17 protein-coding genes, 2 tRNA genes and 1 rRNA gene are annotated in these 23625 nt (G+C 39.2%); 19 read left to right on the forward strand and 1 reads right to left on the reverse strand.

The annotated features are described in order from the left end of the window. The first annotated feature begins 40 nt into the window (after positions 1–40). From ACSKY2_RS07870 to ACSKY2_RS07885, 4 genes are all read left to right on the forward strand, one after another. The gene (locus ACSKY2_RS07870) at positions 41–685 is read left to right on the forward strand and encodes an ABC transporter ATP-binding protein (protein WP_489877371.1); all 645 of its coding nucleotides are present in this window, start codon (positions 41–43) and stop codon (positions 683–685) included. Next, positions 685–1446 (forward strand): ABC transporter permease, encoded by a 762-nt coding sequence (locus ACSKY2_RS07875; protein ID WP_489877372.1) that lies wholly within the window; start codon positions 685–687, stop codon positions 1444–1446. The genes ACSKY2_RS07870 and ACSKY2_RS07875 overlap by 1 nt, the downstream gene beginning before the upstream one ends. Positions 1447–1816: 370 nt before the next feature. Continuing rightward, positions 1817–2461 carry a cyclic di-AMP binding protein CbpA gene (cbpA, locus tag ACSKY2_RS07880; protein WP_489840353.1) on the forward strand — a complete coding sequence of 215 codons (645 nt, stop codon included), beginning with the start codon at positions 1817–1819 and terminating at the stop codon, positions 2459–2461. A gap of 136 nt (positions 2462–2597) precedes the next feature. Further along, complete coding sequence (locus ACSKY2_RS07885; protein ID WP_489877373.1) at positions 2598–3308, forward strand: TatD family hydrolase; 711 nt, start codon at positions 2598–2600, stop codon at positions 3306–3308. A 15-nt stretch (positions 3309–3323) separates the two neighbouring features. Here ACSKY2_RS07885 and ACSKY2_RS07890 read toward each other — a convergent pair whose 3' ends face one another. Continuing rightward, positions 3324–3926 (reverse strand): TetR/AcrR family transcriptional regulator, encoded by a 603-nt coding sequence (locus tag ACSKY2_RS07890; protein WP_489840351.1) that lies wholly within the window; start codon positions 3924–3926, stop codon positions 3324–3326. 134 nt (positions 3927–4060) lie between these two features. Here ACSKY2_RS07890 and ACSKY2_RS07895 point away from each other — a divergent pair, with 134 nt between their 5' ends. The 15 genes from ACSKY2_RS07895 (at position 4061) to ACSKY2_RS07965 (ending at position 23538) form a co-directional block, all read left to right on the forward strand. After that, positions 4061–6580, forward strand: coding sequence for a YhgE/Pip family protein (locus ACSKY2_RS07895; RefSeq protein WP_489877374.1), 2520 nt, complete (start codon positions 4061–4063; stop codon positions 6578–6580). A 218-nt stretch (positions 6581–6798) separates the two neighbouring features. Then, positions 6799–7755: a TerC family protein gene (locus tag ACSKY2_RS07900; protein WP_489877375.1), complete on the forward strand. Its 957-nt coding sequence runs from the start codon at positions 6799–6801 to the stop codon at positions 7753–7755. A gap of 361 nt (positions 7756–8116) precedes the next feature. Then, positions 8117–8683 carry an aminoacyl-tRNA hydrolase gene (gene pth, locus ACSKY2_RS07905; RefSeq protein WP_489877376.1) on the forward strand — a complete coding sequence of 189 codons (567 nt, stop codon included), beginning with the start codon at positions 8117–8119 and terminating at the stop codon, positions 8681–8683. A 17-nt stretch (positions 8684–8700) separates the two neighbouring features. Next, on the forward strand, positions 8701–12201 hold the full coding sequence (mfd, locus tag ACSKY2_RS07910) for a transcription-repair coupling factor (RefSeq protein ID WP_489877377.1): 3501 nt from the start codon (positions 8701–8703) through the stop codon (positions 12199–12201). Positions 12202–12205: 4 nt separating this feature from the next. Next, entirely contained in the window at positions 12206–13804 is a 1599-nt protein-coding gene (locus ACSKY2_RS07915; RefSeq protein ID WP_489877378.1) for a polysaccharide biosynthesis protein, read from the forward strand. After that, complete coding sequence (locus ACSKY2_RS07920) at positions 13795–14067, forward strand: RNA-binding S4 domain-containing protein (RefSeq protein ID WP_489840345.1); 273 nt, start codon at positions 13795–13797, stop codon at positions 14065–14067. Before ACSKY2_RS07915 ends, ACSKY2_RS07920 begins: the two co-directional genes overlap by 10 nt. 140 nt (positions 14068–14207) lie before the next feature. After that, entirely contained in the window at positions 14208–14579 is a 372-nt protein-coding gene (locus ACSKY2_RS07925; RefSeq protein WP_489840344.1) for an FtsB family cell division protein, read from the forward strand. Between the two features lie 185 nt (positions 14580–14764). Further along, positions 14765–15739: a tRNA lysidine(34) synthetase TilS gene (tilS, locus tag ACSKY2_RS07930; RefSeq protein ID WP_489877379.1), complete on the forward strand. Its 975-nt coding sequence runs from the start codon at positions 14765–14767 to the stop codon at positions 15737–15739. 106 nt (positions 15740–15845) lie between these two features. After that, positions 15846–16442 (forward strand): hypoxanthine phosphoribosyltransferase, encoded by a 597-nt coding sequence (hpt, locus tag ACSKY2_RS07935; protein ID WP_489877380.1) that lies wholly within the window; start codon positions 15846–15848, stop codon positions 16440–16442. A 73-nt stretch (positions 16443–16515) separates the two neighbouring features. Next, entirely contained in the window at positions 16516–18585 is a 2070-nt protein-coding gene (gene ftsH / locus ACSKY2_RS07940) for an ATP-dependent zinc metalloprotease FtsH (RefSeq protein ID WP_489877381.1), read from the forward strand. Between the two features lie 129 nt (positions 18586–18714). Further along, positions 18715–19611 carry an Hsp33 family molecular chaperone HslO gene (gene hslO, locus ACSKY2_RS07945; RefSeq protein ID WP_489877382.1) on the forward strand — a complete coding sequence of 299 codons (897 nt, stop codon included), beginning with the start codon at positions 18715–18717 and terminating at the stop codon, positions 19609–19611. A 104-nt stretch (positions 19612–19715) separates the two neighbouring features. Then, positions 19716–21200, forward strand: coding sequence for a lysine--tRNA ligase (gene lysS / locus ACSKY2_RS07950; protein WP_489877383.1), 1485 nt, complete (start codon positions 19716–19718; stop codon positions 21198–21200). 521 nt (positions 21201–21721) lie between these two features. Next, positions 21722–23296: ribosomal RNA gene (locus tag ACSKY2_RS07955) — 16S ribosomal RNA — on the forward strand. An 89-nt stretch (positions 23297–23385) separates the two neighbouring features. Continuing rightward, positions 23386–23459: transfer RNA gene (locus ACSKY2_RS07960), tRNA-Ile, on the forward strand. A 6-nt stretch (positions 23460–23465) separates the two neighbouring features. Then, positions 23466–23538, forward strand: a tRNA-Ala gene (locus tag ACSKY2_RS07965). Positions 23539–23625: the final 87 nt, after the last annotated feature.

A 23625-nucleotide genomic window follows, 5' to 3' on the forward strand; every position in this document is an offset into this window, starting at 1 on the left:
TAATATAGATGAATTAACGATGCCATGGGAAGGTGATTAAATGACGACGATTTTAGAGTTGCAACAAGTGAGCCTTGTAATTGATAAAAAAGAATTGTTAAAAAATATGACATTACAAGTACCAACGGGTTCTTGGTTGACGATTACTGGTCCATCTGGTTCTGGTAAGAGTTTATTACTGAAATTAATTGCTAGTTTATTAACACCAACGACCGGGAACATTTATTTTGATGGGAAAAATCAGCACACGTTTGACAAAGCAATTTATCGACAACAAGTGTCATATTGTTTTCAACAACCAAGTTTATTTGGTCGAACAGTAAAAGATAACTTAATAATGCCATTCACGATTAGAAATAAAGATTTTGATGAACAAAGGGTGATAACAGCCTTAAATTCAGTTGACTTAACAGCTGATTTTTTAAAAAAAGATATTAAGACATTATCAGGCGGGCAAAAACAACGAGTAGCATTGATTAGAAATTTATTATTTCAACCCCAAATTTTATTGCTAGATGAAATAACAACAGGACTAGATGCAAAAACGAAAGACATTGTACAACGATTAATACTGACCTATCAAAAAAGAGGGGTCACCATTTTGTCAGTGACTCATGATGAAGGGGAAATTATTAATGCTGACCGCTTAATTCGGATTATTGATGGTGAATTGGAGAAAAAATAATGAATAATGATTTATTGGTGAGCCCAACGGCGTTAACGTTTGCGGTTATTTTGGTGATCATTGCGTTAATTATCAATTTACATGAGAAAATTGGTCTTGAAAAGGATATGATCATCGGTGTTTTCCGAGCAATTATTCAGCTGGTGATTGTTGGTTATGTTTTGACTTATGTCATAAAAACCAATCAATATTGGTTGACGTCATTAATGATATTAATCATCATTTTCAATGCCGCTGCAAATGCGCGTAAACGAGCACATCGTATGCCATATGGTTTTTGGATCAGTTTATTTGCGATTACGATTGCGACAGGGATAACCCTAGCGTTATTAGTAACAACAGGTGTGATCAAATTTGTACCTAGTCAGATGGTGCCAATTTCAGGTATGATTGCAAGTAATGTGATGGTTGCGATTGGATTAGCTTATCGGAGTATGTATGAAAATTTCAATGATCAACGGCAACCCGTTTTAGAAATGTTGGCCTTGGGTGCATCTGCCAAACAAGCATCTATTGAAATTGTGCGACGGGCGATTCGGACAAGTCTCGCACCAACGATTGATTCAGCAAAAACAGTTGGTTTGGTTAGTTTACCAGGGATGATGTCTGGACTAATTTTTGCTGGTGTTGATCCAACCAAAGCAATCATGTATCAAATCATGGTCACTTTTATGTTATTAGCTTCAACGAGTATCGGTAGTGTGATTGCTTGTTATCTGATGTACCCACAATACTATAATCAGGATTTACAATTGCGTTAAATAAAAATTGTTGTTACAGCAAGGAGTCAGGCTTTTAGAACATGATTAAAGACGTCAATCTACCAATTTTAAGTTGATAGATTGACGCTCTTTTCAGCTGGTCATAACGACTGATATCCACCCCCTTTTTTAGTGTTTATTTATTAAACAAATGTTTTTCTATTCATGTCTCTTAAGGATGACAGACAATAAATTTATCTGATTTTTTTAAAATTATTAGGCTATTTTAAGTGGTTATTGTCATAATAATAAAATTCCTAATCTTCTCATTTAATGTGAATTTTAGGTTACGATTATCAGAAAACAGTGCAGTGGTAAAGGTTTCGTGGTATTATAATTAGATTAGAAACTAAGGATAGGAGTTGTCTAGATGCTAGCGACATTGGTTAAATCTCGAGACGTTTTAACGACGCTCAGTGAAAATGCAACACTTCAAGATGCATTAGATATCTTTGATCATTCCGGATTTCGGGCTATTCCTATTTTGGATGAAAGTGGGCAATTGTTTCGCGGGGCAATTTATAAGTTACATATTTATCACCACATGATACAGGGTGGGGATTTGAATATGCCGGTTACGAGTTATATGCGAAACATGACAAAGTTTGTGCGTGTGGAAGCGACATTTTATGAGGCGTTTTTTACCTTAAAAGATTTGCCATTCATTTCTGTTTTGAATGAAGACAATCACTTTATGGGTATCTTGACGCATAGTCGTATGATGAGGTTATTAGCTGATTCTTGGGCAACGAATGAAGGCCGATATAGCTTGACAGTGGTATCAGATGGTGAGCGGGGTAGTTTGGAAAAAGCGGCTCATATTATTTCACGCTATACCACGATTTCATCAGCAATGACTTTGGATCCTGATCGAAATCCACGAACGACCCGGCTATTATTTACACTACCAAATACAGTCAGTGAAGGATCATTATCAAAAATTATCAAAATTTTGTCCAGAAAAGGGTATCACTTGGAGTCATTGGAAGATCTGTCACAGTCGTCATATATGTGATAATCAGAGAGAAAAATGTGGTTTATTGTCGTGTTTATATAGTGACACATACAATACGTATGTATCTTTTGAGAATAGATGCAACGAGCTGAGGCAGTGATTGCTGCCTTGGCTTTTTTGTTGTAGAGGAGAGGGTATGTTAGTTGATATGCATTGCCATAGTGATGGTAATCCAAATTTAATACAAGTACAAAAAAATGCAGGGATTGCAACGATTTTAAATGCAACGACTGCCGAGGAATTCCAATTTAACAAACAATACGCTGGTCGAAGACAGCTGACAAGTTATGGTGTTCATCCGTGGGAGTCACAACGGCAAAAAATCGATCAGAGTTTATTAACGCAGGCACCGATTATTGGTGAGATTGGTTTAGATAGTGTTTGGACAGACGTGCCGCTTGTGGACCAGCGGCATCTCTTTGCACAACAGTTGGCAGCGGCTGCTGGCATGAAAAAGCCTGTTATTTTACATACAAAAGGTTGTGAACAAGAAATTTTAACAGCGATCAATGACATGTCAAATCTAACAGTGTTGGTGCATTGGTATTCATCACCAATGCACCAAGATGACTATATTGCTCGCCAACATAGTTACTTTTCCATTGGACCTGATGTATTGACCGATGAAGTGGTCCAGAAATTTGCGAAAAAGGTACCACTATCACACTTATTTATTGAATCAGATGGTTTAGCAAGTTTGAGTTGGGTATTACAACGTGAAGTGACGGTTCAAGAATATGTGCCGTTATTGGAAAAGTTATATCAAACAGTCGCTGATTTGCGAGGGATATCAGTTAAGCAATTAAATGCTCAGATTGAAAAAAATTGGCAATATTTATTTGGTTAGTGGACGTCCTGGTTATTAGTCAAATGATAGTAAATCATGAGGGGCTATAAAACGACTCCGCATTAAAATATCAGCTAATTCTTCAGGCGATTCAGGGTGTGCTTTATCGATCCAATGGCGCACAATATTAAGAATGCTATTGATTGCAATTTCTTTCGTGTAATCAATTGGGATATCAGTTGAGAAATGTCCCTTATTTTTGGCCAATTGTCTCGTAAATAAGTCGTCTACCACGGCCTTAATTTGTGAGAAAAATTGAGGGTCGCCATTTGATGAAAATAGGGCATGCATGGTCTCTCGTTCACCATCAACGTAACCGAGTGCCTGATTAAAGACACGATAAGCGGCACTAGATCTGTCAACATTGGTATCATTACTAAGTGGCTCTTTTAAATTATCTTTTAGAGCAGTCGTAATGTTAATCATCAACTCATCTTCTATTTTTGCGAGTAATTCGTATTTATCAGTATAATGCACATAAAATGTTCCCCGACTAACACGAGCTTCGCGTGTAATATCAGATACAGTAATGTTGTTGAATCCTTTTTTTTCAATAAGATGAATAAAAGATGTTTTAATATTTTGTTGGGTTCTTTCGTTACGTTCAGCTTGTTTCATAATATGGTCTCCATTTATTGAACAACGTGTTAAAAATTGTCTATTGTACTAACTTCCTATTAGCATTAATATAATGCAGGTAGATAAATTATTCAACAAGTTGTTCAATAATTTATATAGGAGGAGAGAATGCAATGTTAAAATCAGAGTGGCAGTGGTTAAAAGCACATAAATTTTATATGTTAGTTATTTTTGTCTTATTTTTTGTGCCATCAATATATGCCGTTACCTTCCTAGGATCATTGTGGAATCCCTATGGTGAAGTGAGTAAATTACCGGTCGCAGTTGTCAATAAAGATAAAGCTGTGACTTACCAAGGTAAAAAGTTGACAGTTGGACAAGATTTAAAAAAAGAATTACAAAAATCGAACGCCATGAATTTTAAATTTCCATCAGCGCAAGTCGCACAAAAGGGCCTCAATGATGGTAAGTATTATACAGTTATTACGATTCCAAAGAATTTTTCGAAAAATGCAACAACCTTATTAAACAAGCAACCTAAGCAAATGAAATTGCACTATGAAACAAGCTCAGGACATAGTTTCATTGCTGGAAAATTATCTGAGTCTGGTGCGAAACAAATTGGGACACAAATATCTGGTAAAGTGACCAAGATTTATACAAAAACGATTTTTAAAGAAATCAAACAAGCTGGTTTAGGTATGACGGCGGCTGGTAAAGCGAATAAAAAGTTGGCTAATGGGGCCAGTACGTTAAAATCAGGCAGTGATCAAGTGACTGCTAACCTTGAAAAATTGGCTGCAAGTTCACTAACATTTGAAGATGGTGCTCACACATTGACACAAGGAATAGAACAATACACGTCAGCAGTTGGCACGGCAAGTGGTGGTAGTCAACAATTAGCGAGTGGATTGCATCAAATGAATCAGCAAGCACCAACGCTCATTAACGGTGTGAGTCAATTACGTCAAGGCACACAACAGTATACACATGCAGTTGCAACAGCAAGTCATGGTAGTGAAACATTATCTAATGGGTTAAATCAATTAAATCAACAGATTCCCACATTAACTTCAGGTGTAACGAAGTTAAATGATGGATTAACACAATTAAATAATGAGCTGGTTGATAACGATGTGAAAGGCAACTTAGCTAAAGTACAAAAAGGAGTTGCTGAGTTATCGCGTATCGTTGATGATACAAAGGCCGTATTGCCTGATGATCAAACAATCAACAATCAATTTAGTACGTTACAATCAGATTTGAAAGCCTTGGCACAGGCTAACGCTGCAGACCAAGGCACGTTATCAAGCAATGTCAATGCCGCACTACAAGCAGCAGGCATTAGTGCGACTGACGAGCAAAAAACAAAATTTGTGCAAGCAATGGTCAGCAAGCAAAGTGATACGCAAACGGCAAAAGTATTAGCAACAATAACCGAGCATGCTGATGCATTGCAAAATAATGTTAATCAACTACAGCAAGTTGCAAAAACACATCAAGCAACTTTAACTGAATTAGCACAGACTGCTAAAAGTACTGATTTGCACCAGGTTAATAATCAATTAACGGCGATGCAAAAATTACCAGATGCAGTTTCTCAGTTAGCAACAGGGTCAAAACAGTTAACGAGTAAAATGCCAACCATGCAGCAAGCTGTTGGACAATTAGCTGTTGGTGGGCAAACGTTGACGAGTGGCTTACAGACGTTGCAAAATCAGTCAGCAACATTAAATAATGGTCTAACGACTTTACAATCTGGTGCACAAACATTAAGCAGCGGTGTTGGACAGTTAGATGGTGGTGCAACACAGTTGACGAGTGGCCTACAAACATTGACTGGTATGAATGGTCAATTAACGAGCGGTGCTAAGCAATTAAGCAGTGGGGCTAGTCAAATTAGTAACGGTTCCGGGCAATTAGCAAGTGCAACACAACAAATGGGACCAGCCTTGTCACAGATGAATGCGGGTAATTCAACATTGGCTAATAAATTAGCTGATGCGGGCAAGCAAGCTAATCAACTAAAGGGAACAAAAAAGACAGTACAGCAAATGGCAAATCCAGCAACTGTGACACATACAGAGAAGGATAAAGTACCTAATAATGGTACTGGTATGATTCCATATATGTTCTCAGTTGGGATGTTTGTGGGGATGATGGCCTTGAATCTCATGCTTGATATGGTTTCACCACGAGGTAAAGTTTCTTCATTAGGTGCTTGGTTTGGTTCAAAAATGTTGATTCTTTTTGGTATTGCAACAATGACCACAGTCACGTTATATGCATTAAGTGATTGGATTTTGGGGATGAATCCTGTTGAGCCAGGGCAAACGTTCTTATTCATGTTACTAATAAGTTATGTGGATGCAGCATTAGTGACAGCCATTTATATGTGGTTTGGTAAAGCGGGTGCTTTTGTTTCAATGGTGTTATTGGTCTTACAACTGAGTGTCGCTGCTGGCACATATCCTATTGAATTGTCGAATAAGTTTTACGAATGGTTACATCCATTCGTACCAATGACTTATTCTGTCAGTGGTTTGCGTGAAACAATCATGATTGGTGGATCAATTTCAACCGAAGTGACTGTCTTAGTGAGTGTTGGGTTAGTATCATTATTGGCGATGTTCCTCTTCTTCGTTGTGAAGCAACATAATTTTAAAATAATAGAAAATATGCAAGCAGATTAAAAATGATAAATACAAAAGTGTGATTGTGTCGCACACATATGACAGCATAAACATTATCGCGTTGGTTGAGTAATGTTTGTGCTTTTTGCATTAATCATATATTTTTTAATATTGTTATGCTTAATTAAAAGAAATGTTAATCGTAACAACATGTGTGGTCATTATCTGATAAAATAAGCTAATAGAGAATTGAACTATTATAAAAGGAAGCGTATTAAATGACAGTTAGTATCTGGGTTTGGATTGGCTTTTTTCTATTTGTTATTGCCATGTTGACATTGGATTTAGGCGTTTTTAATAAAAAAGAAGAGGTGCCGACATTTGGTAAATCACTTTTTCAAACCGCGGTTTGGATCGCGCTAGCATTTATTTTTGCAGCGGGTATTTGGTATTTTGAAGGTAGCGGTCATGCCGTAGATTTTGTAACGGGTTATCTACTAGAAGAGTCATTAAGTATGGATAATTTGTTCATCTTTATCCTCGTATTTGGCTTTTTTGGTATCGAAGCCCGTTATCAACATCGCGTATTGTTCTGGGGAATTTTCGGGGCAATTATCATGCGAGTACTCTTTATTTTAGGAGGAGCAGCACTGTTACATAAATTTGAATGGTTAATGTATTTATTTGGTATTTTTTTGGTTTATACAGGCATCAAAATGTTGTTCAATAAGGAAAAAAATCAGGATCTGAATGATAGTAAATTGATCCAAGGATTGCGTAAGATTCTCCCAGTAAAAGATGATGTTAGTCAGCCACACTTTATTGTAAAAGAAAATGGCAAGCATTATGTGACACCATTTCTGATTGCGTTAATTTTTATTGAATTATCTGATATTTTATTTGCGGTCGATTCTATTCCAGCAGTTTTGGCTGTGACACAAGATACGTTTATTGTTGTGACATCAAATATTTTTGCAGTATTAGGATTACGATCATTGTTCTTTGCATTATCAAAGTTGCTACCAATGTTCCGTTATATCAAATATGCTTTGGCGGTGATTTTAGCCTTTATTGGCGCAAAGATGTTGATAAATGAAGCGGGTAAAATGTGGCACTGGCATTTTGAAATTTCAAATGTTGCGTCATTAATTGTCATTGTGAGTTTGATTGTTATTGCCATCGTTGCTTCCGTTGCTAGGACACGCTGGGAAGATGCTCGTGGTATGAAAAAATAAGGCAAATTGCCATTGTGGTTAGTCAATAACGATACGATATTTTAGGGACTAACAAGTAACCAATTATAATGGGGTACTTGTTAGTTTTTTTAATGACGTAAACATAAATAGTCAAATGGCACAAACCAACGATGAGAAATGGCAAATGAACGTTTTTAAGATCACCAGCAATGAGTGGTATTAAAAACTTCAGACTATCAAATCAGGATAAATTGGTTTAAAATTTATAATCATTAGGGTACCTCGTGAACGTGAGGGTAACATCCCATAAACAAAGTAAATCAGGTACTAGGGTGGGGACTAAGTCAGTCTCGACCCATTTCGTGCGTTGGTTGAAGATAAAAAGTGAGGCATACAAATAATGAAAATGATTGTTGGATTAGGCAATATTGGTAAAGAATATGATGGGACACGCCATAATATTGGGTTTATGACCATTGACGCGTTTGCAAATAAATATTCGGCTAAGTTTAAACAAGATGCCACACATCATGCTTTTGTGGCTGATGTGCATATCAATCATGAAAAAGTGATATTAGTAAAACCAACAACCTATATGAATGACTCAGGTCAAGCAGTTCGGCCGTTAGTTGATTACTATAAATTAGATTTAGCAGATTTATTGATTGTTCAAGATGATATGGATATGGATCTAGGTCGTTTACGTTTACGCCAGCAGGGGTCAGCTGGTGGTCATAATGGGATTAAAAGTATTGCTAGTCATTTAAATACGCAAAAATTTAACCGATTAAAATTTGGAATCGGTCATCCAGCCCATGTGCACCAAGCAGTTGTTGATTATGTATTAGGACATTTTGGTAAAGACGAACAAGCTGATTTATTAGCCGGATTGGATAAAGCCGTGACAATTTTTGAAAGCTTTGCTGCGGGTCAAGAAATGCCAATGTTAATGAATCAATTTAATTAAAAGGATAGTGATGTGTTATGCAACTAACGGAACTTTTACAACAGGATAAATCATTACAGCAGTTAGCCATTGATTTAAAAAAAGGTGGCCGTCATTTAATAACAGGTATTTCTGGTACGGCACGAACGGTTTATTTAGCTGCATTACAACAAAAAAATCGTCAACCAATGGTGGTTGTCTCAGATAGTCAATTTCATGCAGATCAATTAGCGGAGGATCTACAGGCTTTGCTGGGAGATAAACATGTTGCTGTATTCCCTGCTGAGGAAAGTTTAGCAGCAGAAATGGCAGTGACATCATTAGATACGCGACTTGCACGGGTGAAGGCTTTGCATCTGTTATTAACAGATCCGCAGGCAGTTATTGTGACAGGGATTGCTGGTGCGCAACGTTATTTGCCACCAGTTGTAACGTTTCAACAAGCCCAATTAACCATTGATTTTGATCATGAATACGATTTGCAGCAATTGGAATCAAGCTTGCATCAAATGGGTTATCATCGTAATACAACAGTTGAGCAACCAGGAGAGTACGCTATTCGTGGGTCAATTATTGACATTTATCCCTTAGATGCAGATTATCCTGTGCGACTAGATTTTTTTGATACAGCATTAGATTCAATGCGCACTTTTGATGCTGAAAGCCAACGGAGTATTAAAAATCTAGAGACATTGACCATTTTACCTGCCACTGATTTAGTCATCAGTGATGCAGCACGACAAGCGGCTAGTACGCAATTAGAACTAGCGATGACGAAACAACGTGACCGACTTGTCGGTGCAGAAAAAAGGCATTTAACAGAGGCGATGACCCCATTGTTGACATCATTAGCAGATGGTCAATTATTACCAGAGATTCGGGCGTATTTGCATACATTGTATCCTGATGCAGCTAGCATTTTTGATTACTTACCCAAAAAAGGTTACGTTGTCTTTGATGATTATCCACGAGCGGTTGAAAATGCGGCACAAATGCGTTTAGATGACACAAATTGGTGGACAGATAAGTTAGACAAACAGCAAGGATTAACGAATGCTGATTTTGGCTGGTCTTTAACTGATCAAGCGCGTGATATTCAGCAAACCAGTTTGATTTTTTCGCCACTGCAACGAGGGATTGGTCAATTACGACAAACCAGTCTCACAAATGTGACTGTGCGACCAACACAACAATTCTTTGCTCAAATGTCCTTGTTAAAAGGGGAAATATCACGTTGGCAAAAACAAAACATGACGGTTATTTTTCTAACCAATACTGATGAACGACAGGGAAAATTAGTGCAAACATTAGCCGATTTTGGGATGCAAGTAAATCGTGTGGCGGCTGATGCAATTGTTGCGGGTAGAACACAAGTGACGACCTTACCATTAAGTGCGGGTTTTGAACTACCAATGCAAAAAATTGTTGTTTTGACAGAAAAAGAGTTATTCCAACAAGTTCGGAAACGGGCACCAAAACGACAAACGCTATCGAATGCTGAACGCATTAAAAGTTATAATGAACTAAAACCAGGTGATTATGTCGTTCATGTAAACCATGGTATTGGTATTTATGAAGGCATGCAAACGATTGAAAATCGTGGTGTCAAGCAGGATTATATTACGATTGCCTATCAAAAAGGTGATAAACTATTTATTCCTGTTACGCAACTTGATCTTGTCCAGAAGTATGTTGGTGCTGCCGAAAAAGCACCAAAGATCAATAAAATGGGTGGGACGGAATGGCAACGCGCGAAAGCCAAAGTTGCGAAGAAAGTTGAAGATATTGCTGATGACTTATTAGCTTTATATGCTGAACGTGAGGTTAAGCAGGGATATGCTTTTGCACCTGACGATGAGGCAATGCATGAATTTGAAGCAGCTTTTCCATATCCTGAAACACCAGATCAAATTCGTTCAATCAAGGAAATTAAAGCCGATATGGAGAAGTCACGACCAATGGATCGGTTATTGGTTGGAGACGTTGGTTTCGGTAAGACAGAAGTCGCGATGCGTGCTGCTTTTAAGGCCGCTCATGAGGGTAAGCAAGTGGCGATGCTGGTACCCACAACGATTTTGGCACAGCAGCATTATGAATCATTTTTGAATCGTTTTGAAGGCACACATCTCACGATTGCTTGGATGTCACGTTTTCAAACGAAAAAGCAAATGACGGAGATTAAGGCCGGTTTGAAAAATCACACGATTGATATTGTTATTGGCACGCATAGTCTGTTAGCGAAAGATATCGTTTTTGGTGATCTTGGTCTACTGATTATTGACGAAGAACAGCGTTTTGGTGTGAAACACAAGGAACGATTAAAAAGCTTACAAACAAATGTTGATGTCTTAACACTTACAGCAACGCCAATTCCACGAACACTAAATATGGCGATGGTCGGTGTTCGTGACTTATCTGTGATTGAAACACCACCAGCTAATCGTTATCCGATTCAAACATATGTGATGGAGCAAAATGGCCGCGTAATTGCGAATGCCATTGAACGGGAAATGGCACGTGGTGGGCAAACTTTTTATCTACATAATCGCGTTGCCGATATTGAAAAGGTCGCTGGCATGATTCAAAGTCTAGTACCTGAAGCGCAAGTTGCTTACATCCATGGTCAAATGACAGAAACACAAATGGAAGGTATTTTGGTTGACTTTATTAATGGTGAGTACGATGTATTAGTGACAACCACGATTATTGAAACAGGTGTTGATATTCCTAATGCGAATACCTTATTTGTGGAAAATGCTGATTATATGGGCTTAGCACAACTTTACCAATTGCGCGGGCGTGTTGGGCGTTCACATCATGTGGCGTATGCTTACTTCACTTATCCAGGTACACGGTCGTTGAATGAGGAAAGTGAAAAACGGTTAACAGCCATTCGTGATTTCACTGAGTTAGGTTCTGGGTTTAAGATTGCCATGCGTGACTTGTCAATTCGTGGTGCTGGTGATTTACTAGGGCAATCACAACATGGCTTTATTAATGCTGTTGGGTATGATTTATACACACAAATGCTTCAAGATGCTGTTGCTGTTAAGCAGGGTAAACAACAAAAGCGCTTTGATTCAGAATTAGACTTACAGGTAGAAGCTTACCTACCTGCAAACTATGTGGCAGATGGACCACAAAAAATTGATTTGTATCAACGTATTCGTAAAGCAACCAAGCCAGAACAATTTGCAGAAATTACAGATGATTTGGTAGATCGTTTTGGTGACATACCAGCAGCAGCTAATCGTTTGTTGGTTGTGTCAAAATTAAAGGCATTGGCTGATCAACTTGGTATTGCACAAATTAAGCGGACGATTAATCAGCCAATGATTGTCACAGTAGACTTTGATAAGCAGGCACAAATGACAAGTGAACAAGTGCAACAAGCAATGTCCTTGACGAAAACGCGTGGACAAATTAAAGTAAATGAACCGGTATTGTTTGCGATGGCGATCCAACCAAAACAAACAGATGATGAATGGTTACAAACATTAATGCAGTTTTTAGAGACTTTATTGCCAAAAAAGGATTAAGTAGATGAGTAAAAGTAGTCAAAATTTGATGGCTGGTGCGGGTATTTTAACGTTAGCTGGTATTATTGCAAAGATACTAAGTGCCGTGTATCGGATTCCTTTTCAAAACTTAGTTGGCAATACTGGCTTTTATGTCTATCAACAGGTTTATCCTATTTATGGTATTGGTATGGTACTAGCTTTGAGTGGTTGGCCATTATTTATTTCTAAGATCATTACAGAACAAACAAGCGAGGCACGCCAACAACTAGTGGCCCGACGCTTATTTTGGTTATTACTGATGATCAGCTGCTTTCTTTTTTTACTAGTTTATGGTGGTGCACCAATATTGGCTTTAGGTATGGGTGATGATTTAAAGTTGATACCTGTTATTAGAGCTGTTGCCTGGATGTTTTGGCTGATGCCATTCTTATCAGTTGGTCGTGGCTTTGCGCAAGGTCAGTTAAATATGGTGCCAACGGCAGTCTCACAAGTCATTGAGCAAATCGTGCGTGTGGGTATTATTATTGGTGTTGCTTGGTGGGGTGTACATGCTAATTGGTCAGTGTATAGAATTGGTACTTGGGCAATGGCAGCAGCAGCAGTTGCTGGTATACTGGCAACGGGGTATATGACGAAAACGATTCGGTCAGTTTGGCAATTACCGCTTTCGCAAGAAATCAAAAAAGATCGGACGATTGGCTGGTTACATATTTTTCGACGTTTATGGTCTGAAGGTAATTTATTAGCGATGTTGACAGGATTGTTAGTACTGTTACAATTGGTTGATTCTTTTTCGACAAAAGGATTATTAGAAGTATCTGGTTTGACGGCACATGCAGCAGAGTATGCTAAAGGTGTTTACGATCGAGGTCAGCCACTCGTGCAACTTGGTATGGTATTGGCAACGGCAGTCAGTACATCTTTACTACCAGTATTACGTCATCATGTTGTTCGACACGCCGATAGTGATTTTAAACACGATTTTCAAATGATGTTAAGGTTATCGTTGATTTTATCTGGTGTTGCAACAATTGGTTTGATAGCTGTTATGCCTGTGGTTAATCAGGTGCTGTTTAGCACCCGCGAAGGTAGCAGTGCCTTAATGATTTTTGTGTTGACGATTATACCTGCAACATTGATTTTAATTATCACGAGTGTGCTGCAAAGTTTAGACTATACGCGATGGGTTGGTTGGTTTGTACTTATCACCATGATCTTGAAATATGTGTTGAATATGATTTTAATTTCTCGTTACGGTATTTTTGGAGCTTCATGGGCAACTTTTATTGCCTTGTTGCCGATGTTATATTTCGTGACGCGTCGCTTACCAAAACAATTACGACAACATTGGCATGGCAAGAATTGGTGGCTAAAATTAGGGGCGACATTACTATCTGTATTGATTGGTGCAGGTGCGTGGTGTCAAGTAAGCGACTTGATTATTGGTTCATCACGAGTGGCTAGCTTATTAACGCTCATAATAGCGGTCCTAATTGGTATAATAATATTTATAATGATGATTTGGCATTTACGTCTGTTGTCAATGGAAGAATGGTACGCCTTACCTAAAGGTTATAAAATATATCATTTCTTAAAACGAAAGGGAAACTCATGCGATTAGATAAATATTTAAAGGTCTCACGTTTAATTAAACGACGTTCAGTAGCAAAAGATATTTCAGATCAAGGACGAATTGACATTAATGGCAAAAAAGCCAAGTCATCTAGTGATGTCAAAACAGGTGACGAATTAACAATTCGGTTTGGTAATAAAACATCAGTCATTGCAGTTGAACGAATTGTTGAAACAACCAAAAAAGATGAAGCTGAACACATGTATCGCATTGTTTCAGAATCATATGCGCAGGATTTTGATGCGGAATAAGATAACGTTCTGTTATGTTTTTATACGAAATTATTAAGAAATGATAATGAGAGTTAAGAAAATTTAATTCTTGCGGTACAGTTATAGTGTTTAAGAATATCGATTGAGATTTGATATGACTATCAGGAAGGTGATTAGGGATGCGTAAAATTAAAAGACAATCAAATATACAACCACTAAACGCTGCTGGTAAAAATCATATTGTCTATGAAGCACGGCAAGCTCGGTATTCACGCTATATTCATTTTCGGCGTCGTTTGATTTTAGCAGTCATTATCATTATTGTTGCTGTGATTGCAATGGTTAATCTTCACAAACAATATACAAAGTATACGACGGCATCTGCTGGTTTGCAGGAAACGAATCAGACGTTAACGAATGCCAAAAATTCGCATTCTGATTTAAAACAAGAAGTTAAAGATTTGGGTGATGATAGCTATTTGGAAAAATTAGTTCGTGAGAAGTACATGTACACGAAAGATAATGAAGTTGTCTTTAATATCCCTGATTAATTTAACCGATGATGGGCAATATGTCGTCTGATTAGGCGGAAGTTTTCTGATTATATCGGATACTTCCGCCTTTTAATCGTTTATAACATGTCATTGTTTTGGTGTGCCATTATGAAATGCGACATTAGTTTTGTGCTATTTTGACATATAATAAGATTAGTCAGCAAAAAGGTAGGGTAAATAGAATGAAACCCAAAGTATTACGAGCCAATTTAATTCGACAGATACGTGAGCAACGGTTGTTTCAGGCGACGGATCATGTTTTGGTGGCAGTATCTGGTGGACAAGATTCGTTACGGTTGTTGCGTTGGCTGACTGATGGTGGGTTACCATTGGATATTCAACCACAAGTTAGTGCGATCTACATTAATCATCAACTGCGATCAGATGCATCAGAGGAAGAACAGTTTGTACGCCATATTTTTGAAAAGACGCCACATTTAAAGACGACTACGGTACAACGATTAGATTGGCCAGAAGCACCGACTGTTGCAGTCGAAGAACAAGCGCGTGAAAAAAGATATGCAGCGATGTTTACCATTGCAAAAAAGATCGGTGCAAATATGATTGTGACCGCACATCATCGTGATGATCAAGTAGAAACAATTCTATATAAATTAGTGCGTGGGAGTCGATTAGATCAATTGACAGGGATGGCAGCAAAACAAACTTTGTCAAATGGATTAGAGTTGGTTCGACCATTCTTAGGGATTCCCAAAGCGGCTCTTGATGATTTGGTTAAGGAACCTGTGCAAGAATGGATTGACGACTATACGAATAATGATCAGCAATATGCACGAAATCGTCTCCGCCATGCCGTTATTCCTGATTTACAGCAAATTAATCATCAAGCATTAGATCATATTATAGATTTTGCAGATCAATTAACAGCATTACAAACATTGGCGTTGCCACAATTGGATCGTGGTGTTCAGCGATTAAAAGCTGGCACACTTGATTGGCAATTACCAACCGATCAATTATTATTGGTGCTACAACGATGGTTGCAAGAACAACAAATATTAGATATTAAAAATCGGCAATTGCGCCAAGTGATTCAATTAATGAGAAATCAAAATGTTGCGATTGGCACAGTGCAATTAAGTGAAAATGAACAATTAGTGAGGGATCATCAATGGTTGCGATTGTTAAAAGGTTAAAACTTTTATAGTTCTTTGAGTTATTGACTAAACATTTGGAGATAAACATGTTATTCTTAAATCTATGTAACAGTAGGGGAATTAAGATTTAGGAGATTAACAAAACATGAACCAACCGGACATGAATAATGATATCGAACGGATATTATATAGCGAGGCAGATATTGCGAAAGCTGCGAAGCGTGTTGGCGAGCAATTAGTTGCTGACTATCAGGGTCGGACACCGATTATTCTTTCAGTACTAAAAGGTGCTGTTTTGTGGACAGTTGATGTAATGCGTCATATGCAATATGCAGAAGTCGAATTCATTGATGTTTCTAGCTATAACGGTGGCGTCTCTTCATCAGGAAATGTAGATTTGGTAACGGATCTACAAACGGATATCAATGGTCGTGATGTCATTATCATGGAAGATATCGTGGATACTGGCCGGTCACTAAAGTTTATGATTGAGTTATTAAAAAGTCGTGGTGCAAAATCAGTAAAAACTGCTAGTTTATTGGATAAAAAAGATGGTCGTGTTGTGGAAGCAGCAGTTGACTATGTTGGCTTTGATGTACCAAAAGCCTTCGTGGTAGGGTATGGTCTTGATTACAAGCAACTATACCGTAATCTACCCTATGTTGGTGTTTTGAAACGTGAAGTTTATGATCCAAAACATGCTGATGTTGTTGACACGGTAGATATCACACCAAATCACTAATTAAACTGTAAATTAATCATGTCGTACATAATAATATGATAGTAACTGCTATTACTATCTGCAGGAGGAATTGATGAAAAACCAACGAAACGGGAATTTTGTCCGAAATAGTTTGTTTTACGTAATCGTAGTCCTTGGTATTATGGGTTTGATATATTGGGTAGCCGGGCCCACACAGACCTCAAATACGAAGACTATCTCTACGTCAACATTTATGACGGAATTGCGTGACAAGAAAATTTCAAAAGTCACGATTCAGCCAGGCGATGGTGTCTACAACGTCAAGGGTGAGTATACCAAAGCACAGTCAAGTAAAAATTCGGGTGATAACGATACCTTTGCGTCACTGTTAGGCGGTGGTCAATCAGGAAAGGCAACTTCCTTTGAGACAAAGTTAGTCGGTAGTGACACAGTTGTTGCTAATGTCCAAAAAATTGCTGAAAAAGCAGACACTGATATTACGACAAAGCCACAACCTACTAATTTCTGGGGAACCTTCTTGGTCACGATATTACCATTGATCTTAATGGTTGGTTTGTTCTACCTCATGATGGGTGGCTTGAACCAAGGTGGTCAAGGTGGTCGTGGCAATATGATGGGTATTGGTAAGTCAAAGGCAAAGCCAGCTGACCCATCAGAAAATAAGAAGCGCTTCGCAGATGTAGCAGGTGCTGAAGAAGAAAAACAAGAACTGGTTGAAGTTGTTGAGTTCTTGAAAGATCCAAAGAAGTTCTTGAAGTTAGGTGCTCGTATTCCATCAGGTGTTCTATTAGAGGGCCCTCCCGGAACTGGTAAAACATTGCTTGCCAAAGCGGTTGCTGGTGAAGCTGGTGTGCCATTCTTCTCAATTTCTGGTTCAGATTTCGTTGAAATGTTCGTTGGTGTTGGTGCTAGCCGTGTGCGTGATTTGTTCGAAAATGCCAAGAAAGCAGCGCCATCAATTATCTTTATCGATGAAATTGATGCGGTTGGACGTCAGCGTGGTAACGGCATGGGCGGTGGCCATGATGAACGTGAACAAACATTGAACCAAATGTTGGTCGAAATGGATGGGTTCGAAGGTAATGAAGGTGTTATCGTCATGGCAGCCACAAACCGTTCCGATGTGTTGGATCCTGCTTTACTTCGTCCTGGTCGTTTTGATCGAAAGATTTTGGTTGGACAACCTGATGTTAAGGGTCGTGAAGCAATCTTGAAGGTTCATGCAAAGAACAAACCATTAGATTCAAGCGTTGATTTGAAAGAAATTGCTAAGCAAACACCTGGCTTTGTCGGTGCTGACTTGGAAAACTTGTTAAATGAAGCGGCTTTGTTAGCTGCTCGTCAAAACAATAATACGATTACTGCAAAAGATTTGGATGAAGCTGAAGATCGTGTGATTGCTGGACCTGCCAAGAAAGATCGTGTGGTTTCAGCAAAAGAACGTGAAACAGTTGCTTATCACGAAGCTGGACATGCGATTGTTGGTTTGGTATTAAATGAAGCACGTGTCGTTCATAAAGTAACGATTGTTCCACGTGGACGAGCAGGTGGTTATGCCATTATGCTTCCTCGTGAAGATCAGATGCTGATGAGTAAGACTGATGCGATGGATCAAGTTGCTGGTTTGATGGGTGGTCGTGCGGCTGAAGTCTTGATATTTAATCAACAATCTTCAGGTGCTTCGAACGACTTTGAGCAGGCTACTGGACTTGCGCGTGCTATGGTAACGCAATATGGTATGTCTGATAAGTTGGGAATGGTTCAGTTGGAAAAGAATAATGGACCACAGTATGGTCAACCATTATACTCAGATACAACGTCACGCCTAATTGATGAAGAAGTTCGCCATATTACAACGCAAGGTTATGAAACAGCATGCGACATTATCTTACGTTATAAAGAACGTCATGAAGCCATTGCGCAAGCTTTGTTAGAGTATGAGACGTTGGATGAGAAGCAAATTTTGAGTTTGTTCAACACTGGTAAGATGCCAGATAAAGATGGCTCAAAATCAGAAGGAGCAACACCAATGTCATATGAAGAAGCAAAGAAAGCAGCCAATGATAAGTTGACTGAAGATGTTTCTTCTGAACAAATAACAGCTTCAGAAGCAATCACACCAGAGAATAAGTCTGATGATGATGATCATGATGAAGCCTAATAATGGTTAGATTAAGAGTTAGAAAATTTATTTTTCTAACTCTTTTTTGCTATGCAACAAAGGCTCAAATTTCATACACGGTGTGTTACACTTGATAACGGAAAACACAATAAAGAAAAGGATATCAATATGACAGATAAATTAGTACGTGCGATAACAAACGATGGTAAATTTCGTGCGATTGCTATTGAAGCAACAGATATGATGAAAAAAGTTGCAACATTTCATGATGCATCACAACTGGGGACAACAATTCTTGGTCGTGCACTCATTGGTTCGTTAATGGTCTCAAATGCGATTCTAAAAGGGGAAGAACGGTTAGCGATTAGTATTGATGGTCAAGGACCTGCCGGTAAAATCGTTGTTGAAGCATCTGCACAGGGAGAAGTTCGTGGGTATGTAACGAATCCGCAAGTCACATTGCCTTTAACTTTAAAAGGGCAACCAAATGTGGCGGATGCTGTTGGGACAAATGGTTTTTTATCTGTGACGAAAGATTTTGGCACTGACGAGCCGTTCACTGGTCAAGTGGCGTTAGTTACGGGTGAAATTGGTGATGATTTAACTTACTACATGGCGAAATCAGAGCAGATCCCCTCTGCAGTTGCGGTGTCTGTGATGGTTGATCCAGATGGTACGGTAGTGACGGCTGGTGGGTTCATGGTTTCAACTTTACCAGATGCAACAGATGAAGATATTGCCGTGCTAGAAGAAAAATTGGCGCATTTTCCAGCTATTTCGACACAAATGATGGAAGGATTTACAGCGAGTGATTTGTTAACAAATTTGTTTGGTGCAGAAACTATCAAAGTATTATCAACAACAGAAGTTGCTTTGTATCCTGAAATTACAAAGCATGACTATGCACGAATGTTAGCAACTTTACCATTATCAGAATTACAAACGATTTTAGCAGAAGATCATGGTATTGAAATTGTTGATCGTTTTACTGGTAAGATTATTAATTTTGATGAAAGTGAATTACAATCAATTATTGCTAATAAAGTTGTTAGTGGAAAAAATTAGTGTTGAGGCTTGCAAAATTTGCAGAAGATTGGCAAACTTATAGATATGTATGGTGAAAACCAACAACGAACTAATAAAAGGAAAAATGAGGCAGGAATAGGATTATGGCTGACCAACAAGTGTCATTAAATGACCAAATGATCAAGCGCCGTGAAAAAATGACTGAACTGCGTGATGCAGGGATCGATCCATTTGGTCACCGCTTTGATCGGACGCATATGGCATCTGAATTACATGCATTGTATGATGATGTTTCAGGTGAAGATTTAGAAGCACAAGCAAATGAAGTAGCAATTGCTGGACGTATGATGACAAAGCGTCGCTCAGGTAAAATTAGTTTTGCTGATATTAAGGATCGTTCAGGACGTATCCAAGTCTTTGTTCAAAAGCCTGTTGTTGGTGAAGAGGCTTACGATTGGTTTAAGAAGTCAGATTTAGGTGATTGGTTAGGCTTTAAAGGAACCATCATGAAGACACGTGCTGGTGAATTGTCATTAAATGTGACTGAAATTACGCACTTATCAAAAGCTTTGCGTCCATTGCCTGATAAGTTCCATGGGTTAACCGATGTTGAGACAAAATATCGTCAACGATATTTGGATTTGATTGCAAATGATGAATCTTTTGAACGTTTCCAAAAGCGGTCAAAGATCATTTCTGCTATTCGTTCCTACATGGATGGCGATGGCTTTATAGAAGTGGAAACACCGATGCTACAAAATGCTGCTGGTGGCGCTGCAGCACGGCCATTTATTACACATCACAATGCATTAAATATTGACTTGTATATGCGTATTGCGCTTGAGTTGCATTTAAAACGTTTAATTGTTGGTGGCATGGAACGCGTTTATGAAATTGGTCGCGTCTTCCGAAATGAGGGGATGGATCCAAAGCACAATCCCGAATTTACGGTCATGGAATCATACGCTGCTTTTTGGGATCTTAGTGACGTCATGACTGAGACTGAAAATATTTTTAAAGCAGCTGCAAAGGTTGTTGCAGATGATATGATTATCACCTACCAAGATAACACGATTGATTTGGCTAAGCCGTTTGCTCGCAAACATATGGTGGACTTAATCAAAGAGAAAACGGGCGTTGATTTTTGGCAACATTACACCATTGAAGAAGCTCGTGCGATTGCTGATGAAAAGGGTGTAAAGTATGAACAATACTGGGGCATTGGTCATATTATTAATGAGTTCTTTGAGGACTTTGTGGAAGAGACATTAATTGAACCAACTTTTGTCTATGGTCATCCAGTAGAAGTATCACCATTGGCAAAGAAGAGTGACGATGATCAGCGTTTTGCACAACGTTTTGAATTGTTTATTTCGGGCGGTGAGTATGCTAACGCCTTTACTGAGCTGAATGATCCGATTGACCAACGTGAACGTTTTGAAGCACAAGCAGCCGAGCGGGCAGCTGGAAACGATGAAGCTGAAGGTATTGATGAAGACTTTATTGAGGCTCTAGAGTATGGTATGCCACCTACTGGTGGATTAGGTATCGGTATTGATCGGTTAGTGATGTTACTAACAAATGCAGATACCATTCGTGACGTATTGTTATTCCCAACGATGCGTTAAAATAAGTGTCATTGTTTGATAAATAGCATCATGTTAATAGGTAATTCTCTGATTATTTGGAGAATTACCTTTTTATATAGAAAAAATGTCATTTGCTTATTCTTTAGTTGCATAGGTTTTTAAATTAGTACTTGCAATCTGCTTTATAACGTCGTATTATATAAAAGTTGGGTTTTGGAAATGATTTAAAAATCAATTCAAATCACATCAAAACTTATCTAAATTATAGTGTTGACATTTAAATCAACATACTGTAATATAGTTTGAGTTGTGGTAAACGTTTCGGATTGCTTTGTTAATCTGAAAATTAGTTATTGACAGATGAATAGTTTGTTGATAAACTAATTGAGTTGTGGGACGCAACGTAGATCATTGAAAACTGAATATCGTTTCGATGAAACAAATGTGTAGGGTCATCAAGCAATTTGCTTGATACAAAAACATTTGCGAAGTCAATTCGCTAGTAAATTCGTTTAACTTCTGTTAAACAACAAAAAAACAATGAGTTATACTCAAGCTTTTAAAATGAGAGTTTGATCCTGGCTCAGGATGAACGCTGGCGGCGTGCCTAATACATGCAAGTCGAACGCTTTGTCTTTAAATGAAATGACGAGCTTGCTCAGATTTGATTTTATCTGACAAAGAGTGGCGAACGGGTGAGTAACACGTGGGTAACCTACCTCTTAGCAGGGGATAACATTTGGAAACAAGTGCTAATACCGTATAATACCAACAACCGCATGGTTGTTGGTTGAAAGATGGTTCTGCTATCACTAAGAGATGGACCCGCGGTGCATTAGCTAGTTGGTAAGGTAAAGGCTTACCAAGGCCATGATGCATAGCCGAGTTGAGAGACTGATCGGCCACAATGGGACTGAGACACGGCCCATACTCCTACGGGAGGCAGCAGTAGGGAATCTTCCACAATGGGCGCAAGCCTGATGGAGCAACGCCGCGTGTGTGATGAAGGGTTTCGGCTCGTAAAACACTGTTATAAGAGAAGAACGGCACTGAGAGTAACTGTTCAGTGTGTGACGGTATCTTACCAGAAAGGAACGGCTAAATACGTGCCAGCAGCCGCGGTAATACGTATGTTCCAAGCGTTATCCGGATTTATTGGGCGTAAAGCGAGCGCAGACGGTTATTTAAGTCTGAAGTGAAAGCCCTCAGCTCAACTGAGGAATGGCTTTGGAAACTGGATGACTTGAGTGCAGTAGAGGAAAGTGGAACTCCATGTGTAGCGGTGAAATGCGTAGATATATGGAAGAACACCAGTGGCGAAGGCGGCTTTCTGGACTGTAACTGACGTTGAGGCTCGAAAGTGTGGGTAGCAAACAGGATTAGATACCCTGGTAGTCCACACCGTAAACGATGAGTGCTAGATGTTCGAGGGTTTCCGCCCTTGAGTGTCGTAGCTAACGCATTAAGCACTCCGCCTGGGGAGTACGACCGCAAGGTTGAAACTCAAAGGAATTGACGGGGACCCGCACAAGCGGTGGAGCATGTGGTTTAATTCGAAGCAACGCGAAGAACCTTACCAGGTCTTGACATCCCTTGCTAATCCTAGAAATAGGACGTTCCCTTCGGGGACAAGGTGACAGGTGGTGCATGGTTGTCGTCAGCTCGTGTCGTGAGATGTTGGGTTAAGTCCCGCAACGAGCGCAACCCTTATTATTAGTTGCCAGCATTCAGTTGGGCACTCTAGTGAGACTGCCGGTGACAAACCGGAGGAAGGTGGGGATGACGTCAAATCATCATGCCCCTTATGACCTGGGCTACACACGTGCTACAATGGCATATACAACGAGTCGCCAACCCGCGAGGGTGCGCTAATCTCTTAAAGTATGTCTCAGTTCGGATTGTAGGCTGCAACTCGCCTACATGAAGTCGGAATCGCTAGTAATCGCGGATCAGCACGCCGCGGTGAATACGTTCCCGGGTCTTGTACACACCGCCCGTCACACCATGAGAGTTTGTAACACCCAAAGCCGGTGGGGTAACCTTTTAGGAGCCAGCCGTCTAAGGTGGGACAGATGATTAGGGTGAAGTCGTAACAAGGTAGCCGTAGGAGAACCTGCGGCTGGATCACCTCCTTTCTAAGGAAAATCGGAAACCTACACAATCAACGAAACGATATTTAGTTTTGAGTGATTTACACTCAATGAAGACAGAGAGTCGAATCTCTGGGACTGTAGCTCAGCTGGTTAGAGCGCACCCCTGATAAGGGTGAGGTCGGAGGTTCGAGTCCTCTCAGTCCCATGATATGGGGAATTAGCTCAGCTGGGAGAGCGCCTGCTTTGCAAGCAGGAGGTCATCGGTTCGATCCCGATATTCTCCATCGCAACCAAACGGTTGCTTATTAGTTCTTTGAAAACTGAATCATAATTGTAAATTTTTAAATTCATTTCAATTGATATTAATCAAT

This window comes from Weissella sp. ESL1156 (assembly GCF_058505625.1).

Coding starts and splice junctions, on each gene's coding strand:
- ACSKY2_RS07870 (WP_489877371.1), top strand. CDS start 41: ATGACGACGATTTTAGAGTTGCAACAAGTGAGCCTTGTAATTGATAAA.
- ACSKY2_RS07875 (WP_489877372.1), top strand. CDS start 685: ATGAATAATGATTTATTGGTGAGCCCAACGGCGTTAACGTTTGCGGTT.
- cbpA (WP_489840353.1), top strand. CDS start 1,817: ATGCTAGCGACATTGGTTAAATCTCGAGACGTTTTAACGACGCTCAGT.
- ACSKY2_RS07885 (WP_489877373.1), top strand. CDS start 2,598: ATGTTAGTTGATATGCATTGCCATAGTGATGGTAATCCAAATTTAATA.
- ACSKY2_RS07890 (WP_489840351.1), bottom strand. CDS start 3,926: ATGAAACAAGCTGAACGTAACGAAAGAACCCAACAAAATATTAAAACA.
- ACSKY2_RS07895 (WP_489877374.1), top strand. CDS start 4,061: ATGTTAAAATCAGAGTGGCAGTGGTTAAAAGCACATAAATTTTATATG.
- ACSKY2_RS07900 (WP_489877375.1), top strand. CDS start 6,799: ATGACAGTTAGTATCTGGGTTTGGATTGGCTTTTTTCTATTTGTTATT.
- pth (WP_489877376.1), top strand. CDS start 8,117: ATGAAAATGATTGTTGGATTAGGCAATATTGGTAAAGAATATGATGGG.
- mfd (WP_489877377.1), top strand. CDS start 8,701: ATGCAACTAACGGAACTTTTACAACAGGATAAATCATTACAGCAGTTA.
- ACSKY2_RS07915 (WP_489877378.1), top strand. CDS start 12,206: ATGAGTAAAAGTAGTCAAAATTTGATGGCTGGTGCGGGTATTTTAACG.
- ACSKY2_RS07920 (WP_489840345.1), top strand. CDS start 13,795: ATGCGATTAGATAAATATTTAAAGGTCTCACGTTTAATTAAACGACGT.
- ACSKY2_RS07925 (WP_489840344.1), top strand. CDS start 14,208: ATGCGTAAAATTAAAAGACAATCAAATATACAACCACTAAACGCTGCT.
- tilS (WP_489877379.1), top strand. CDS start 14,765: ATGAAACCCAAAGTATTACGAGCCAATTTAATTCGACAGATACGTGAG.
- hpt (WP_489877380.1), top strand. CDS start 15,846: ATGAACCAACCGGACATGAATAATGATATCGAACGGATATTATATAGC.
- ftsH (WP_489877381.1), top strand. CDS start 16,516: ATGAAAAACCAACGAAACGGGAATTTTGTCCGAAATAGTTTGTTTTAC.
- hslO (WP_489877382.1), top strand. CDS start 18,715: ATGACAGATAAATTAGTACGTGCGATAACAAACGATGGTAAATTTCGT.
- lysS (WP_489877383.1), top strand. CDS start 19,716: ATGGCTGACCAACAAGTGTCATTAAATGACCAAATGATCAAGCGCCGT.